At 33.9% G+C, this 16,595-nt stretch carries 14 protein-coding genes; 11 read left to right on the top strand and 3 right to left on the bottom strand.

Annotated features, from left to right (window positions below; genetic code table 11):
* Positions 1-11: 11 nt before the first annotated feature.
* Entirely contained in the window at positions 12-3,140 is a 3,129-nt protein-coding gene (locus DCC35_RS07460; protein WP_137090192.1) for a SusC/RagA family TonB-linked outer membrane protein, read from the bottom strand.
* A 330-nt stretch (positions 3,141-3,470) separates the two neighbouring features.
* Here DCC35_RS07460 and DCC35_RS07455 point away from each other — a divergent pair, with 330 nt between their 5' ends.
* The 11 genes from DCC35_RS07455 to DCC35_RS07405 all read left to right on the top strand — a co-directional run bounded on the left by DCC35_RS07455 (position 3,471) and on the right by DCC35_RS07405 (position 14,758).
* Complete coding sequence (locus DCC35_RS07455) at positions 3,471-4,508, top strand: sensor histidine kinase (RefSeq protein ID WP_175402754.1); 1,038 nt, start codon at positions 3,471-3,473, stop codon at positions 4,506-4,508.
* Entirely contained in the window at positions 4,505-5,197 is a 693-nt protein-coding gene (locus tag DCC35_RS07450) for a LytR/AlgR family response regulator transcription factor (RefSeq protein ID WP_137090190.1), read from the top strand. The genes DCC35_RS07455 and DCC35_RS07450 overlap by 4 nt, the downstream gene beginning before the upstream one ends.
* A gap of 230 nt (positions 5,198-5,427) precedes the next feature.
* Entirely contained in the window at positions 5,428-6,510 is a 1,083-nt protein-coding gene (locus tag DCC35_RS07445) for a helix-turn-helix domain-containing protein (RefSeq protein WP_137090189.1), read from the top strand.
* 90 nt (positions 6,511-6,600) lie between these two features.
* The gene (locus DCC35_RS07440; RefSeq protein ID WP_137090188.1) at positions 6,601-7,725 is read left to right on the top strand and encodes a DUF4932 domain-containing protein; all 1,125 of its coding nucleotides are present in this window, start codon (positions 6,601-6,603) and stop codon (positions 7,723-7,725) included.
* Between the two features lie 121 nt (positions 7,726-7,846).
* Positions 7,847-8,524, top strand: coding sequence for a hypothetical protein (locus tag DCC35_RS07435; RefSeq protein WP_137090187.1), 678 nt, complete (start codon positions 7,847-7,849; stop codon positions 8,522-8,524).
* Between the two features lie 246 nt (positions 8,525-8,770).
* A complete protein-coding gene (locus DCC35_RS07430) occupies positions 8,771-9,868 on the top strand; it encodes a hypothetical protein (RefSeq protein WP_137090186.1) in 1,098 nt (365 codons plus the stop codon).
* A 74-nt stretch (positions 9,869-9,942) separates the two neighbouring features.
* On the top strand, positions 9,943-10,662 hold the full coding sequence (locus tag DCC35_RS07425; RefSeq protein WP_137090185.1) for a hypothetical protein: 720 nt from the start codon (positions 9,943-9,945) through the stop codon (positions 10,660-10,662).
* A 192-nt stretch (positions 10,663-10,854) separates the two neighbouring features.
* Complete coding sequence (locus DCC35_RS07420) at positions 10,855-11,172, top strand: hypothetical protein (protein ID WP_137090184.1); 318 nt, start codon at positions 10,855-10,857, stop codon at positions 11,170-11,172.
* 510 nt (positions 11,173-11,682) lie between these two features.
* Entirely contained in the window at positions 11,683-12,477 is a 795-nt protein-coding gene (locus DCC35_RS07415) for a hypothetical protein (RefSeq protein WP_137090183.1), read from the top strand.
* A 70-nt stretch (positions 12,478-12,547) separates the two neighbouring features.
* The gene (locus tag DCC35_RS07410; protein ID WP_137090182.1) at positions 12,548-14,170 is read left to right on the top strand and encodes an amidohydrolase; all 1,623 of its coding nucleotides are present in this window, start codon (positions 12,548-12,550) and stop codon (positions 14,168-14,170) included.
* Positions 14,171-14,311: 141 nt separating this feature from the next.
* Positions 14,312-14,758 (top strand): MarR family winged helix-turn-helix transcriptional regulator, encoded by a 447-nt coding sequence (locus DCC35_RS07405; RefSeq protein WP_137090181.1) that lies wholly within the window; start codon positions 14,312-14,314, stop codon positions 14,756-14,758.
* Positions 14,759-14,777: 19 nt separating this feature from the next.
* On the opposite strand, the gene DCC35_RS07400 is transcribed toward DCC35_RS07405, so the two are convergent.
* Positions 14,778-15,551, bottom strand: coding sequence for a copper resistance protein NlpE N-terminal domain-containing protein (locus DCC35_RS07400; protein ID WP_137090180.1), 774 nt, complete (start codon positions 15,549-15,551; stop codon positions 14,778-14,780).
* A 281-nt stretch (positions 15,552-15,832) separates the two neighbouring features.
* A complete protein-coding gene (locus tag DCC35_RS07395) occupies positions 15,833-16,405 on the bottom strand; it encodes a hypothetical protein (protein ID WP_137090179.1) in 573 nt (190 codons plus the stop codon).
* Positions 16,406-16,595: the final 190 nt, after the last annotated feature.

Raw genomic sequence — 16,595 nt, 5'->3', positions numbered from 1 at the left:
TTGGGTCTTAATTAAAAGGATACATTCAGAGTCATACCGTAGCTTCTAAAAGCCGGGAAAGAGGCAGACTCCCGACCACCCGCGTTACCACTGTTATATGTGGATTCCGGATCTATACCAGGAAGGTTATTCTTTAAGAAAAATAAATTTCTTCCTACCAGAGAAACATCAAGCGATTGAATGAAAGAGCCATCAATCACTGACTCAGGCAAGGTATAAGTCAGGCTCATTTCCCGCATCTTTATATAGGACCCATCATAAACGAACGGCTTGTCTATGGAAGTTCCCAATCCATTCCTCGCAATGCTCGCCCAGTAAACTTCCGGATCGACAGCAACAGTATTTACTGCACCACCTTCAGTTACTCCATCAATCACCAATCCTCCAGTTCCCGCATACCACTCTTCACGTCCTTCCAGGGTATTTGCGTGATTGCCATTTGCATGGAGATACCTGTTTGTAATGGAATAAATGTCTCCACCCTGACGGATATCAATTAATGCATTAAAACGAAAGTTTTTATAAGATGCTCCAAGGGTTATTCCACCTAACCAATCCGGATTGATATTACCAAGGACTTCAACACCTTCTGTTCTTAGAGGAATCCCGTCATCGCCAACGACTACCTGTCCGTTAGCATCCCTTAGAAAATCATATCCTAATAAGTCACCATATGGATTACCCGGTGAAGCAACAACTGAAATTCCTCTGTCAGCCCCAAGGAGTAACTGATCCAGACCATCAGTTAATGCCACTACTTTATTTTTATTTTTAGCGAATCTGAATCCAAGATCTAATGAAAAATCCCCGGCTTTGATTAAAGTACCGTTAATACTGGCTTCAATACCACTATTTTGCATTTCACCTGCATTTATTATGGCTCCCTGGTACCCTGAGGTACTTGAAACAGTAACTGGTAATATTTGATTTTCAGTATTTGATTTATAGTAGGTAACACTAAGATCAAGTCTGTCCTTAAAGAATACAAGGTCTATTCCTGCTTCGATACTTGTCGTTTGTTCAGGTTTCAAATTGAAATTTGGAATAATCTGATAAGGAACATATTGATCCTGATAAGGACCTAATCCAAACATCGATGCTCCTGCATGACTGCCCATGGAACCAAAAGAAGTAGTTAACTGGTAAGGGTTTGTGTCGTTACCGACTCTCGCCCAGGAGGCGCGAATCTTACCATAATTGAAGACATCATTATAAAGATCAAACGCTTCACTGAATGCAAAACCGGTTGACACTGAAGGATAGAAGAAATCATTGTTATCTAGAGGTAGAGTTGAAGACCAATCATTTCTACCTGTGATATCAAGGAATAAATATCCATTATAATCAAAGCTTGCCTGGGCAAATATCGACCATATTTCCTTTTCAAATTTATTTCTGGAGAAAGTTATCGCGCTTGCATTACTGAGATTGTAAAATCCATCTACTGCAAGGTTTGTCCCAATAGCTCCAAATTGGTTTGTTGTTTGCCTGAGAATATTTCCCCCGGCTACAGTTTTCAAAGATAACTTATCTGTCAAGGAATGATTGGATTTCAGGAGGAACATGTTATTGAATTCCTGCACCTGGTAAGTATTTTCCTGTATCTCTCCTCCGGGTCTGTATCTTGTCCCTTTTGCTACATAACGCAGCCTTTCGGAAGTATACCAGTCCATACCTGACATTAATTCAGCAGACAGCCAGTCATTAATTTCATATTTCAACTTAAGAAAACTGATTATCCTGTTTTTATTATCTTCATTTCCGTTTTCTTCTACTGCCCAATATGGATTAAGCCTGAACGTTTCTGTAGTATAAAGTCTTTGTAATCCATCTTCACCTTTATAAGGCAATAGATTTGATAAGTCCTCGTTTCTCGGCATCCAGATCAATCCATTAACCGGGTTATCCATTATGTCAGCCAGATTTGCTCTGTTGTCTGCCTTATTTCTGATATAGGTAAATTTCGCAGCGACATTTAGCTTACTTGTTAAATCAGTATTGCCTTTAGCTGTAATGGAAGTTCTGTTAAACTTACTATTAGGCAGAATAGATTGATTATCCATTCTGGATAGGCTCACTCTGAAAGCTGAAGTTTCACTTCCTCCGGAAAAAGCAAGAGTATTTGTAAAGGTCTGACCTGTTTCCCAGAAATTTGTAAAATTATCAGGCTTTGGAGAATAAGGTCTTTGAACACCGTCCCAATAGGTGATCATCTGGCCGTTCATTGGGGCACCCCAACTTGTTCCTATGCCATTTGTACCAAGTGCAAGATACTCATCGGCATTGGCTGGAGCTTCTCCACCGGTTCCCGCACCATAAACATTTTGATATTCAGGAGAGATCATCACCTGGTCAATTGTAAATGTCGAGGTGTAATCTATCCCAACACCCTTTCTCTGACCTCCGGATTTGGTAGTAATTTGAATTACACCGTTAGCAGCCCGTGCGCCATAAAGTGCAGCTGCGTTTGGTCCTTTAAGAACCGTTACATTTTCTATATTATCCGCGCTTATGTCGCCTATACCATCACCATAGTCAATTCCACCCCATCTGCCAGCAGCATCGAGATTTTGGTTGTCTATTGGAATACCATCAACTACATAAAGCGGTTGATTATTTCCTACCAACGAGTTATTCCCCCTTATTATCACCCGGGAAGAACCTGCCGGTCCGGAAGCGGTTTTAGATACCTGAAGACCTGCAACCCTACCACTGAGGCTATTTACTACATTGGTTTCTTTTACAGTATTAAGTTGCTTACTTTCCAATTGTGCTACAGAATATCCCAGAGATTTAGTTTCTTTCTGGATTCCATAAGCAGTCACAATTACTTCCGAAAGTTCTTCCATTGAAGGATTTAAACTTATGTTTACCGATGTTCTTCCATTAAGTTCAACTTCTTTGGATTCATACCCAACGTAAGAAATCACTAATGTTGCATCTGTAGAAGACACATCAATAGAAAAATCACCATTGATGTCAGTTACAGTACCAGTTGTAGATCCTTTAACGAGTACATTGACTCCGGGTATCCCAGTATTGTCTGTGGCATCTTTGATTGTCCCGGTAACGGTAGACTGTGCATATGTAGCACAAGTAACCAGGGCCATCATCATCCATATTAGATATAGTTTTTTCATTTTGTGAGTTTTTAGGTTTTTGAAGAAAAAGGCGCTTTTTCATTTTTGCTTCACAACCAATATAGATGGATTAAAAGTTGTCAGGAAATTTATTCGCCAACCTGCGGAAAAAATTATCTCAACTGCAAAAAACATCGCTATTCGGTTTATATCCTTCACATTGATACAGATTAGTTAAGAAATCACAGTTCAGCGATGAAATGTAACGTCTCAGATAAAAAACTTTCCCATCTGGAGTAAAAGTTCACATATTCCCAAGTGTAAATTTTTAGAAAGATGACATTTTCGACTTATCTTACCCATAGTAATAATCAAATTGCCGATTTTCGGATGAAGGAATTTTTAAAGACAACCTGGGTTCAGCATACAATTTTCTGGTTGATCTATTTTACTTTCAATTTTTTACGCTGGGGATCTTATTTTGATGATTATCAGTATTCGCTTGAATCAAACCTGGTCGAATTTCCCTTACATATCATTTTAGTTTACTTTAATTTATATTTTTTACTGCCAAAACTGATTCCTAAACATTGGATATGGTACTTCATATTATTAATAGTTGCTACACTGGCTATATCTATGATCAGAATTGTAATAACTTATGAATTTGTCACTACGGAGGTTTGGAAAGAATCAGGACAGCCTGCAGAACTTTTTGGAGCAAATTATATACTGGCTGTTTTTATCGGTGAGCTTTATGTTGTTGGATTAACCACAGCATTAAAACTTGGAGTTGACTGGGTAAACTTTCAGAAAAAGACCCGTGAATTGGAGAGGCTGAAAATGCAAGCGGAGATGGCATTCCTTCACTCTCAAATTCAGCCGCACTTCTTTTTTAATACCCTCAATAATCTCTATGCATTAGTCCTTGAAAAGTCTGATAAAGCTGCAGATATGATTGTTAAATTATCAGATTTAATGCGATATGTAATTTATGGTTCGAGAGATGAATATATCTCTACAGCAGACGCTTTTGTTCAAATCAATAACTACATCGATCTGGTTAAATTACGGTATAATGAAAAACTAATCCTGGATTACAATCCTCCGGTAGGTTCAAAAAATAAACTGATTCCACCACTTACTTTGCTGCCATTTATTGAGAACAATTTTAAGCATGCAGGAAGAGATAAACAAGGGAATATCCCTATACAGATTAATTTAGACCTGACAGATAATCATTTAATATTTGAAACTTTTAATTTCAAACAAAAAGTTAGACATACTGCAAACGAAACGGGAGGAGTTGGCAATGAAAACGTTAAAAAAAGACTCGATATTCTTTTTGGAAGTGAATATCAGCTTAAAATAAATGAAGATTCAGAAACCTATTCGTTAAAACTTACAATACCCCTCAAAAAATCATGAAGTGCCTTATAGTAGATGATGAACCACTGGCAATAAAAATTATTGATCGATTTATCGATGCTGTGGATGATATGGAAATCGTTAATACAGCTGATAATGCACTTGAGGCTTATAACATATTACAAAGAGAAAAAATAGATGTATTATTTCTCGATATAAATATGCCTGAGCTTAGTGGTCTGGACTTGTTGAGAACATTAAAGAAGAAACCAATCGTTGTTTTGACAACGGCTTATCGAGACTATGCTGTTGAAGGATTCGAGCTTGAAGTCCTTGATTATCTTGTTAAGCCTATAGCAATGAACCGATTTATGTCAACAGTAGAACGAATAAGAAGGGAATATAATAAAGCCGAATTAACTAACGAAGACGACCAACGATCAGAGTTTGCTTTTTTTAAAGTGAATAAAAAACAGGTCAAGGTGTTTTTTGATGAAATATTATGGATTGAAAGTCTGAAGGATTATATCCGTATCGTTACAAAAGACAAAAGCCTGATTACTCACCACAATTTAAATTCAGTAAGTAAAATCCTTCCTGATAATGATTTTTACAGGGTACACAAAAGTTTTATTGCCAACATGACTAAAGTCTCAGAAATGGAGGGGAATATGTTACTGATTGGAAGGCAACATATTCCGGTAGGCAGAAATTTTATTAAGGATATCAAGGAGCGACTATTAGGCTGATTATTAGATATGTAAAATAGAATGCCGAAAACCGGTCTCTCCTTTCAAGTTTCATAAACCACCTCTTCAAAAAGTTTTTTCACAGATATAATAAAATATCGATTACCAACGGGAATTATAATTAACAAAAATTCAAAATCTAATTTTATAAAGATTGGAATCAGTAAAAAATTAAGTTTTTACTCAAGGATAAACTATCTTGTCAGAAATTACAGATAATTTGAATTGAAATGGATTTACTGGAGATCATACTACTCATTTCCGCGGGCCAGGGGCTTTTACTAAGTCTTGCCCTGATCAGTAGTGGTGTGATCGGTAAAAAGCAAAACCTATTTCTGGGATTGATCACCCTGATTATTTCACTAGAAATCCTGACTGGATGGGCAGTAAAAACAAATACGACTAACGTTGAGAATGTATTTCCTTTTTGGATATTTTGTTCTTACCTCGCTTTACCTCCGGCACTATTTCTTTTTGGTAAATTATCTACCAAGGCAAGATTTAAAATAAAGTTTTGGCATTTGGCACTCTTTTTTCCGGCGATAATTGAAATAGTAGTTGAATTGAGTTCATTTTATTCAAATAGATACCTCACAACTTCCTATAGCCTTATAAATAACCCAGCCTGGTTTTGGTTTACAGAGATTCTTCCCCTCCTGGTAATGATCCTTGCACTGGCAGTAGTTGGTAAGGATATTCAAAAGCTGAGAAGTTCTATTCAATTTTTACCGGGAAAGAAAGCACAAAAACACCTGGTAAAAGTCTTTGTTTTCTTTATATGCTTTTTATTAATAACCTTGCTCTGGTTTTTAGAGGCTATCATCCACTTACCTGTATTTAAATATACGGTTATCATATTATGTATAATTATTTTTGCATTAGGTTATATTTCGTTTTTCAACCCTGATTTTTTCTCCCTGCCACCTTTGTTGACCCGAAAAACATCTTTTAGTGACAATGCAAGAGAGTCCAGAACAGAAGCTGAACGTATTCATAAAATGTTTATCAAGAAAAAGCTTTACCATCAGCCACAACTAACTGTTAAAAAAGCTGCAACCGAATTGGATATTTCCCCACGACATCTATCAGAAATGATCAATACATATCATGGCATGGATTTCAGGAATTATGTAAATACACTCCGAATAAATGATGTGATCAAAAAAATAGAAAATGGAGAACTCGATAAAAAAACCTTGCTTGGATTAGCAATGGATTCAGGGTTTAGTTCAAAATCGACATTTAACCAGGCTTTTAAAGATATTAAAGGAAACTCACCCACTAATTATTTTAATCCGAATAAATCTAATTAGTTCGGAAACACTATTTCGGACGTCCGGAAATACGTTTCCGGTCGATAAGACTTACTTTTCACAGTTTATTTGAAGAAAAAAATTATTCAAATGAAACGAAAAGTAAGCATAATTCTGACCCTCCTGATTTGCTTAAGCAACATTTACGGACAGGAAAAAATTCAATCGAATAAAAAATTAGTAGTACACTTTGAAAAAAACATTGAGTTCCTCGGTTTCATATATTCCATGGCCTATGAAGCCAATGATATAGAAACACAAAAAATTACAGTCGATGGCAAAGAATTAATAGAAAAAGACTGGCATGTTTACGGATATTCTTTTTATAAAGAATACAAATCGACCTTAAATTCTAAAAACCTTGCCAGAGCTGCTTCAGTAGCAGATCACATTTGGCTGGATAAACTGGCAAATTTTCTAATAAGAGTACCTGAATTCCCACATGCAAGTATTCCGGAAGATCTGAACCCTGTTTATTATTTAAGCTTTTCAAAATCAAAAGATAGTATTGAGGCCAGGGACAACGCAAGGATATTTCTCCATGGATTAAATGAATACTATAAGGAAGTAGATTTTGACAACTACCTTGTAAAAAATGAACAATACTATCTTCAGGCAGAAAAAGAGATCTTAAATACACTTCCGTCATTTGATTTCATTTCAGGATTGGAAAATTATTTTGATAATGAATACACCAGATACCATATGATCCCCAGCCTTACTTTACCAAAGACTATGGGTTTTGGTGGCTCATATCCTGATGGTGGAATATATAATATTTTCGGAGCTCTGGATTTTCAAAATATATCAAATCCTGATTCCCTGAATATGGGATTCAGGAATGAGGTGAAATTAAGAGAATTAAGCATCCATGAATTTGGTCATTCATTTGTATATAAGTCATGGGCCGCTATCCCTGATTCTTTGATTGAAGCAACCACACATTTATTAACTCCAATAAAAGACGTCATGTCTAACCAGGGATATAACAATTGGGATGCGGTAATAAATGAACACATTGTTCGCACCGTAGAATTAATTATTGCTAAAAAGTATGCTCCTAAAAAAGAATACAAAGCACTTCAAAAAGAATACGTGGAAAAACGAAGGTTCATTTATATTAGTATATTTAAACGACATCTAAATAACTATAAAATCAATAATTCAAGCTTCTCAAATTCAGTGATTGAATGTTTATTAACCATGAACAGATAATCTTAAAAATCAAACCTTTTCAATTATTTTGAATTAGAGAAACCCACAATTATCTTAGCACTTTATTTAGGATTTATTTTTATACAGGTATCCTCATACCTAAAATTATACTTTTATAACTATGATATTTTTTAGATCGTTTTTATTTCTATCAATTATTTTGATATCCTGGAACATAACTTATTCACAATCAAAATCAGAAAGAGATTCGTTAGTTAATGAGCTATGTATTGCATTTAACGCTACTGAAGATGATCCTGACAGCATGAGAATACATAATACAGTTATGAATGCAATGATACCTTATCTTAAGAAACATGCTAATTCTCAGAATGAAGCTAATGAAATCATTAATAATTCATTTATCAGACTAAGTAAAAGTTGTAAGGAGTTTATATTTTTCGGATACGAGAATTCTCCACAAAAAGGTGACTGGATTTTAACAACTTCGCGACCTCCATCTAAAATTTCAAAAAGAGATTGTAAAAAATTCTCTAACATTAAAGATTTCAAATATATAGAGTCTACCGGCGATACGATCCGGGTCACGATAAATAATGGGATTTGGTATGAAAAATTTAAAGATGGAACATATTCAAAATTAAAATTTGAATGGATAGATTCTTCATCATTTAAACTCACTTTTATTGAAAGCACCCATCCTTACAGAGTGGTTTTAAGTGATGTTGGAGATGAATACATCTATCAATTAACAGGTAAAAGTGATAAAGGATTCTTCACCGCATACACTTTTACCACAGAAATAGATGTATTTAGCAGATTTAAATTATATTATTAATTCTTGCTTGCCTGACTCCATAATTTCCTTCAAAAGTCAGAATTCTTCAATGGTAGTCTGTAAATAATCTTACCATTCTCCTTTTAGAAATTGGTATATATAAGGTTTTTTAAAAATTTATTTTGTATTAAAAAAAGATAAAATTATCTTCGTCCGAGTTTGTTGCTTTTTTTTAAACTATGAACAGAGCAAAAGCCATCAGAAGTAACAGGCTGTTAAGGACCAATTAACAACCTTTTTTAACCGATGAAGAAAATTTTATTATTAACTATTTTTTGCTTCTTCCAGGTAGCATTATTTAGTCAGCAAAGTGAATACAGAAACAAAATAAAAGGACCAGAAAGCATACTTGGAGACAGGTGTAAGGAATATAAAAAGCTAATCAGCTCTACTCCCGGAGATATTAAATTTGATGTAATAGTTCAGGACAGACAAATAACCCTGATTTTTCCCAGCGAAAAACAATTCAAAAAACTATTTGATGATTCCTTTGATGGTATTGCCGTAGACATCATCGATAAAAACCAATATAGCTGTGGAAAAAATAATGAATTTCTTGATGCCTGGCCTAACAGGGGATTGATGCTGGACCCTGTTTTCAAAAATAAGCTGCTTAAAAATTATGTTTTAACTGATCAAAACACCGTATCTGTAGATATCGGATTTTTGCCATATTCATTCGAACCTGAGAATGTAGAATACAATATATTGATCCTACAGAAAAAAGCCCTTTGTGATTACCAATCAACAGTTGGTCTGCAAACAAAAAACTGGACGTTGCTCAAAAATGGATTGTATTGGGATACGGTTCCCAGGTCACGAAAGGAATTTTCAGATCGATTTTTTCAAAAATCTATTACTTTCAGAATTCCTTTTAATAAAAATAAATCAACTTATGACTCTGCAGATATAAAACCTCTTTATGACTCTCTCAATGTAACGAATTATGAAATTACTGATGTCTGGATCAAAACCTATTCATCGGTGGAAGGAACGTATAAAGAAAACAATTACCTCCAATTTGCAAGAGCACAAAGCATTATTCAGGCACTTGAAAAATTTCAAACTAACAAAATAAAACCTCATATAAAGCCTTCTGAAAACTGGAGCCAATTTGCCGGATCAATTGAAAATACAGAATTTGAATATTTGAGAAATTATTCAAAAAAAGAAGTAAAATCTATACTTTCAACCGACAAACTACTACTTACTAAAATTGAGCCCATATTAGCTAAACAACGTTTTGCTGAAATTAAACTTGATCTCAGATTAAAAAAATCCATCTTAAAAACACTGAATTACTCATTTCATTTTTTAATGAAACTATCAGAGAAGGTGATTTAAATAAAGCTCTTCTTATTCAGAAACATATTTTCAAAGAAATCAAGGAGAGAGAGCTACCAGCAAGATTTATCAACTTGCTTGAAATACCGGAAAAATCTCAATTTTCCCCACTATTTAATAATTTGTTATTATTTGAATTAGATTATAAAATAAGTAATCGTAAAAAGATTATTGAGAAGTTCGAAGAAATAGAAAAGTTTACTGGTAATAGCTGGAAAATAAAATACAATTTAATATCCCTAAAGCTTGAGGAGTACTCCGAAGGTGATTCAGCTTTTATTTCCGAAAAGAATTTATTTGACCAAATTCAAAGCCTTAATTATACCCCACTTGATTCAAAATTACTGGCCAGGTTAAAAATTAATTATTACCTGGTTTCAGGACAATATCATATTCTGAATAATGATTATGATATGAAGCAAGATGCCATAAAAAAGATCCTGGCTTATTATAGAAGCTCAAATTTAAATGAAATTGAAATTCTTAGTATTTCGAAATTCCTTTCGTTTAATGGAGAATTTGACTCAGCCCTGAATATCCTAACTCCGGAAGTAAATAAATTTGGCGTATCGGAAGACTTATTATTTTATTATTTGCGATTATACTTCAACAAAAACGGACTTAGGTTGAATGATAACACAAAGCTAATGGTGAGAAAAGCTATGGCCAGAAATAAAGATAGATTCTGTCAATTTTTTAATTCGAAATCCCAGGGAGGCGCAAGCTTTCAATTGAGAAATAATGAATTTCTGAATAGTAGCTATTGCGAATCATGTAATGATCAAAATATGTAATAAGAAATCAATTACAACTTCTCAATATATATTAAGTAATAAATAGGTGACATTTTTTATGCAACACTAAAGAAATTCTATTAAGATATTAAGCTTCAAAAATTCTTTTAAGAAAGCAAATTAAAATTTAAATTACTAAAAGGGATTTAACATGAGTGAATTATGAGTAGAGCTAGAATAATTGATATTTATATGGCTGAATTAAAGAAGCCTGGTTCTCATATTGATTTGATAAAAAAAGATATGGAAACCAAAGGTTTGCCTGATGACGAAGTTAGAGCCATAATAAAATACATAGAGGCTCAACTTAAAAAAGATGCTAAAACTAAAGCTGAAAATAGCAAAGCCAATAAAATTTTTATCTCTGGAATCATAATCTTCATATCAGGCCTGATTTTGTCATTTGTAAATTACCGGGATGTTATATTAAATAGTCATTATTCAATTATTTTTTATATACCTTTAATTCTGGGCATCATTTTAATTATTAAAGGCATACCAAAAAAATAGAATGAGTCTTTTAAATATCATTTCTTCAACTTTCGTAATAACTTATTTAACTCTACCAATAATTATTAGTTGGTTCGACTATCGCCTTTAGAAAATAAATTACTGGTGTGCATTATTACTTAATTATTTTTTAACTCCGCTAATAGCTCACTACATTATTCATAATAGACCAAAACAGATTCGCTATTGGTTGTAGGCACTGTGACAATATTCATAATGAAGCAGAAATATGTGGTTTATATGGAGGTGAAAATGTTGATCCTCAATTAAAAAACATTAAAGGAATATTATAATCAGATTCTATTGAAGGATTTTTTAACAAAATCATCGATTAGTTAGGAATTATTAACACCTGACTAGCATAACTCTTCTTCATTGTTGATTAAGATTGCATTCAACCTTAATCAATCAAATGAAAAATTTATTTACACTTACATTTATTCTTTTATACTTTCCAATTCTTTCACAGGAGGATATAACTTATTTTAATGATAACGGTGATAAACATCTTTGTGGACAGATTCCATTAAATATTTAGAGACTGATACGGCTTACTCTGGCTGGTACGAGTCAAGTGCGGACGAATTTGAACTATCGGGAAAAGACATTGGCTGGGCTAATAATCTTCAAGATGTCCAGGTGAATATTTATTTTGGCAGCTGGTGTGGTGATAGCAAGAATTATGTCCCAAAATTCATTAAACTTTGGAAAGAAATAGGCCTTAAAGAAAACCAGTTAAAATTGTATGCATTGTATGATGGTAAAGTAGAAGGAAAATATAAGCAAGGTCCTGATGCAGAAGAAAAAGGCTTAAAAATCCATAGGGTCCCGACATTTATATTTTACAGAAACGATAAAGAATTTGCACGAATAGTCGAGTCTCCGGTAAATGATCTTGAAACTGATCTGGCACAAATAGCATTGGGTTATCCATCTATACCTAATTACAGAGCGGCTGACTATATTCTGGAGCTTTTTAAAAACCAGACTATTGAAGAAATAAAGGCCGAAAAAAGAAAGCACGTCATCGAATGTTACTATAAAACAGGTAAATCAAATGAGCTAAATACACTAGGGTATGTTTTATTAGACGCTAACCGGATAGAGGAAGCTCTTTTTGTGTTCGAAACAAATATGTATATCTTCAAATATCAACCTAATGTATATGATAGTTATGCAGAAGCGAATGTCATGGCGGGAAACTATGAAGTAGCTAAAAATCTTTACAACAAAGTATTAGAATTAGATCCGGAAAATAAAAATGCTAAAGAAAAACTAAAGGAAATCGAAAATTCAAATCCTTAAAGTTTCCTTAATTATCCTAAAAAGGGACATAAATATTTAATAAATTATAATAATAACAAATTAAATATTTATGTCCCATACTTTAATCACCAACGCCCAGGTATATCGTCCTTTCGACCTTCACGATAACAAATATTACCAGGTTAGAATAGTAGATCAACGAATTGTTTCAATAGAAGAAAACGGATATAAAGGCAAAAATCCTGAAAAATCCTTTAACGCCAAAGGGAGAGTCTTGTGTCCATCTTTCAAAGATTCTCACATTCATTTCTTAAGATACTCGCTTATGAAAAAAGAACGGGATCTTAGAAAGATCACCACCTGGAAACACCTTAAAGAACAACTAAGTGATGGTGCTGAGGAAGTGGCATTACAACAAAATAACTGGTTGGTTGGAAGAGGCTTGATGGATAATAAATTTAGCGATAAAGACACATTATTAACTGCAGAAGACCTTGATTCAATAGATATAGATTATCCCATCTTCTTATTGCACCAGGATGGACATGAATGTGTGCTTAATACTAAGGCTTTAGAAATCGTGCGTAAAGACGATCTCCTTGAAGAAGGTCATGATGAATTTATAGAAAAAGATAACAATGGCAATTGGACAGGCAGATTTAAAGATACTGCTGTACATTTTATAAAAATGCACTTCAGAAATAAATCCACTAAAGAAGCTAAAGATGCAATCATCGATGGACTTCCACATTTAGCTGAATTCGGAATTACCCATATCGATTCGGATGATCTGAATTACGTGGGAGACTATTCTAAGGTATGGAAAGCCTATTCTGACCTTGATAAGAAAGGAGAGCTAACCTGTTCTGCATACCTGCACCACTATGTTTTTAATATCGAAGACATGAAGTATTATATCGATAATTATAAATTCAGAACAGGTGATGGTGAAGGAAATGTTAGAGTTGGAGCATTTAAAATCTTTGTAGATGGGACATATAGACTTCATACCGCAGCCCTTAATTTACCGTATTTTGATACTGGCACTACCGGAACATTAATTTACAATCAGAAGGAATTAAACAAAATGGTTTCTTTTGCTGAAAAAAACAATATGCAAGTTACTATGCACTGCATTGGTGACAGAGCAGTCGAAACTGCCTTAAAAGCAATTATTCAGGCAAATAAGAAAGAAAAAAATCCGATGAGACATCGAATTATTCACATGCAAAATACTCGGCCTGATCTTTTAAAGATGCTTCACACATTTAGAGTACCTATCGAAACTCAGCCTGGATTTTTACAAAAAGAATATCCGGAATACTCCCAATGGTTAGGAGAAGACCGATGCCAGTTTGTTCAGGTGGGAAAAAGCCTGATTGAAAATGATGTGATATTTACTGCGAGTTCAGATGCTCCAATTGGACCTTTAAATCCAATGGAACACATTTTTAGTTCAGTGAATCGAACGGATGACAATGGCAACCCGGAGGGAGGCTGGCAGCCACAGGAAAAGATAACAATTGATCAGGCCTTCCATAGTTATTGTACTTCACCCTGTTTTTTAAATCATACTGAAAAATCCTCCGGAAGGTTATTACCAGGATTTGATGCAGATATTATTCTTCTGGAAGAAAATCCTCATGAGGTAGAAAGTATTTCATTGAATAAATTAAAAGTGGATGCTGTTTGGCATAAGGGAACTCAAGTATTTGATCGGTATGATTCCTGATAACTTGTTAAAGCTGAAAGTGAAATTTTGAAAACTATTACTACTAATAAAGTCTCTTATGGTTTTTGACAATTTTTCTTCATTCATCCTTCAATCTTCATTAAGTTTATTATCAATTATGATAAATTTCGCAGAATAATTATGAATTCGGATGATATCTTAAAGCTTGAAAACCAGATCTGCTTCCCGTTATATGCAGGCTCTCGTCTCATTACCAAAGCCTACAAGCCTCTGTTAGATGAATTGGGAATTACATACCCTCAATACCTGGTATTACTTGTATTATGGGAAAAGGATAATATTTCTATAAAACAAATAAGCAGCAAATTAATCCTTGAAACCAATACCTTAACGCCACTTCTCAAAAGAATGGAAAATTCTGGCCTGATCACAAGATCTAGATCTGAAGAAGATGAAAGAACAGTTTATATCAAACTATCTTCAAAAGGTAAAAAACTAAAAGAAAGAGCCCAATCAATTCCTTCAAAACTGATTGAGCAATTATCTTCAGAAGATATTTCCGTTAGTGAAATTTTGCAAATGAAAGAAACACTTTGCCTGTTAATTGATAAAATAAATGAAAAATGATATTTAATTTACTAAAGAATTATTTCATCTTCTCAAACTTTGCCAATGTAGCCATTCTCGCTTTATTCAAATTAAGAATGTCATTAGTAATTGTGTAATTATCTGTCATTTCAAGAACTTTCATTAACTGCTCTTCAATCTCCATTCCCTTAACACACATTTTCTGAGTTTTACCTAAGTTAGAAAAGTTTATCCTTGTCTGGCCTTCCCATTCGTATTGACCAAAGAAATTATTACAACCGGCAAAGCCATAAACACGAGCTTTATCAGGTTCAAAAGCCATAAATATTTCCTTTTCGGACATATTCTCCACTTTCTGACCTCTAATCTCTGTCAATCTCCATTTTGGTGCAGTCAACTCAAATTTTGCTTCCATCTGAACTTTGTTTAATATGTAATCTTCCTCTAAGTCCCCTGCTATTCTTTTACCATCATTATCGAGGTGAATCAGTTTATCTTCGCCAAGCAAATACATATCAGGAGTACCTCCCCTGCTGTCTAGTATAATTTTATTCTCATTATCAAACCACTCAAATTCACCTTTTTTCTCAAACCCCTCACCTTCTTTTCCTAAATAAACTACTTTTTTAATATAGGTAGAATCTTCTTTTAATGTAATTGCTGTCTTTACACCTTCACAATCAGCACAGGGTAATATTCCTTCATAATAACCGATCCAATCAATATAAAGGGTGCTGTTATCACCACCATATTTACCGTACCTTGGTTGATTAGGTTTACAGCTAAATATTAAAAAGATTAGTAAAAAAAGAATTGTGGTATAATTTTTCATTATCTAATTGCCTTAATTAAAAACTAGTTTTGATTATATAAAATATAACATATATCACTAATCTATTGTTACCTCTGGAGGTATTATTTTAATTTAATCGATTTAACTCAAATATTCCTGGCTGACTAAGACAACTCATGAGATAAATAGAAGGGAAATTAACCTATTTAAAAACCAAGTGAATTGCCTGCAAAAATGGTTAATGACAATAATAGGCCCTAATAAGATTTTAAAATTAAAAAATAACCCTGACAGAATAAACTGTCAGGGATATGTGTTTATCATGGTAATCGTGAGTTGGTATGATGAAATATACCATCAGGATTCTCCAGTTTAATCCAAAGATGCAGTGCCCAGAAAGGTCCGATTACTTCCCAATGGTCCAGATCTCCTGTAAAACCTTCAGGCGGATCAGGGCTTTCAGATCTTAATACAAGGTATTCAACTGCAACAAATTCCCAATTTCCATCTTCATCGGGAACAAACAACATTGCTTCTGGATTTCGGTGATCAAAAGTTCCGTCTACTGTAGACCAATTCACGAAATGATGACCCATATTTGGCAGATAGCCAGTTACATCATCGTTCCAACCGAGGGAATATGCAACATCAAAGTTTTGTAACTTCCCTACGGAGCCTTTTACTTCGTTAATCTCTTTAAGTAATTGCTTATTGAGATCTTTATCTCCGTCACAACACTCAAAGCCATCGACTTTCATTTTACCGGTAGGAACAAAAGAATCCGGTTCACTCTCGCATCCTGCAAACAGGATAAATAATGACAAACAACAGACCTTCAAAATCGAAAATGAAGATCTCTTCAAAGGTAGCGTGGTAAGATGGTTATGCTTCATGATGACATTGGTTATTTTAGAATAATTGATTACATATTCTCTTGATTTAGACCAATGAAATTTTCACACTTTTCTGATGGGATTCAGATTCTTAGCTCTTTATATAAATATAATCTTTTATTTAGATTAAATATAATTATATTAACTATTATTTATCAACCAAGGATACTATATAAGAACTAAAAGCTAA

This window comes from Mangrovivirga cuniculi (assembly GCF_005166025.1).
Classification (GTDB): Bacteria; Bacteroidota; Bacteroidia; order Cytophagales; family Cyclobacteriaceae; genus Mangrovivirga; species Mangrovivirga cuniculi.
The sequence above is the reverse complement of the archived record's forward strand: the minus strand, read 5'-3'. Positions and strand labels throughout refer to the sequence as shown.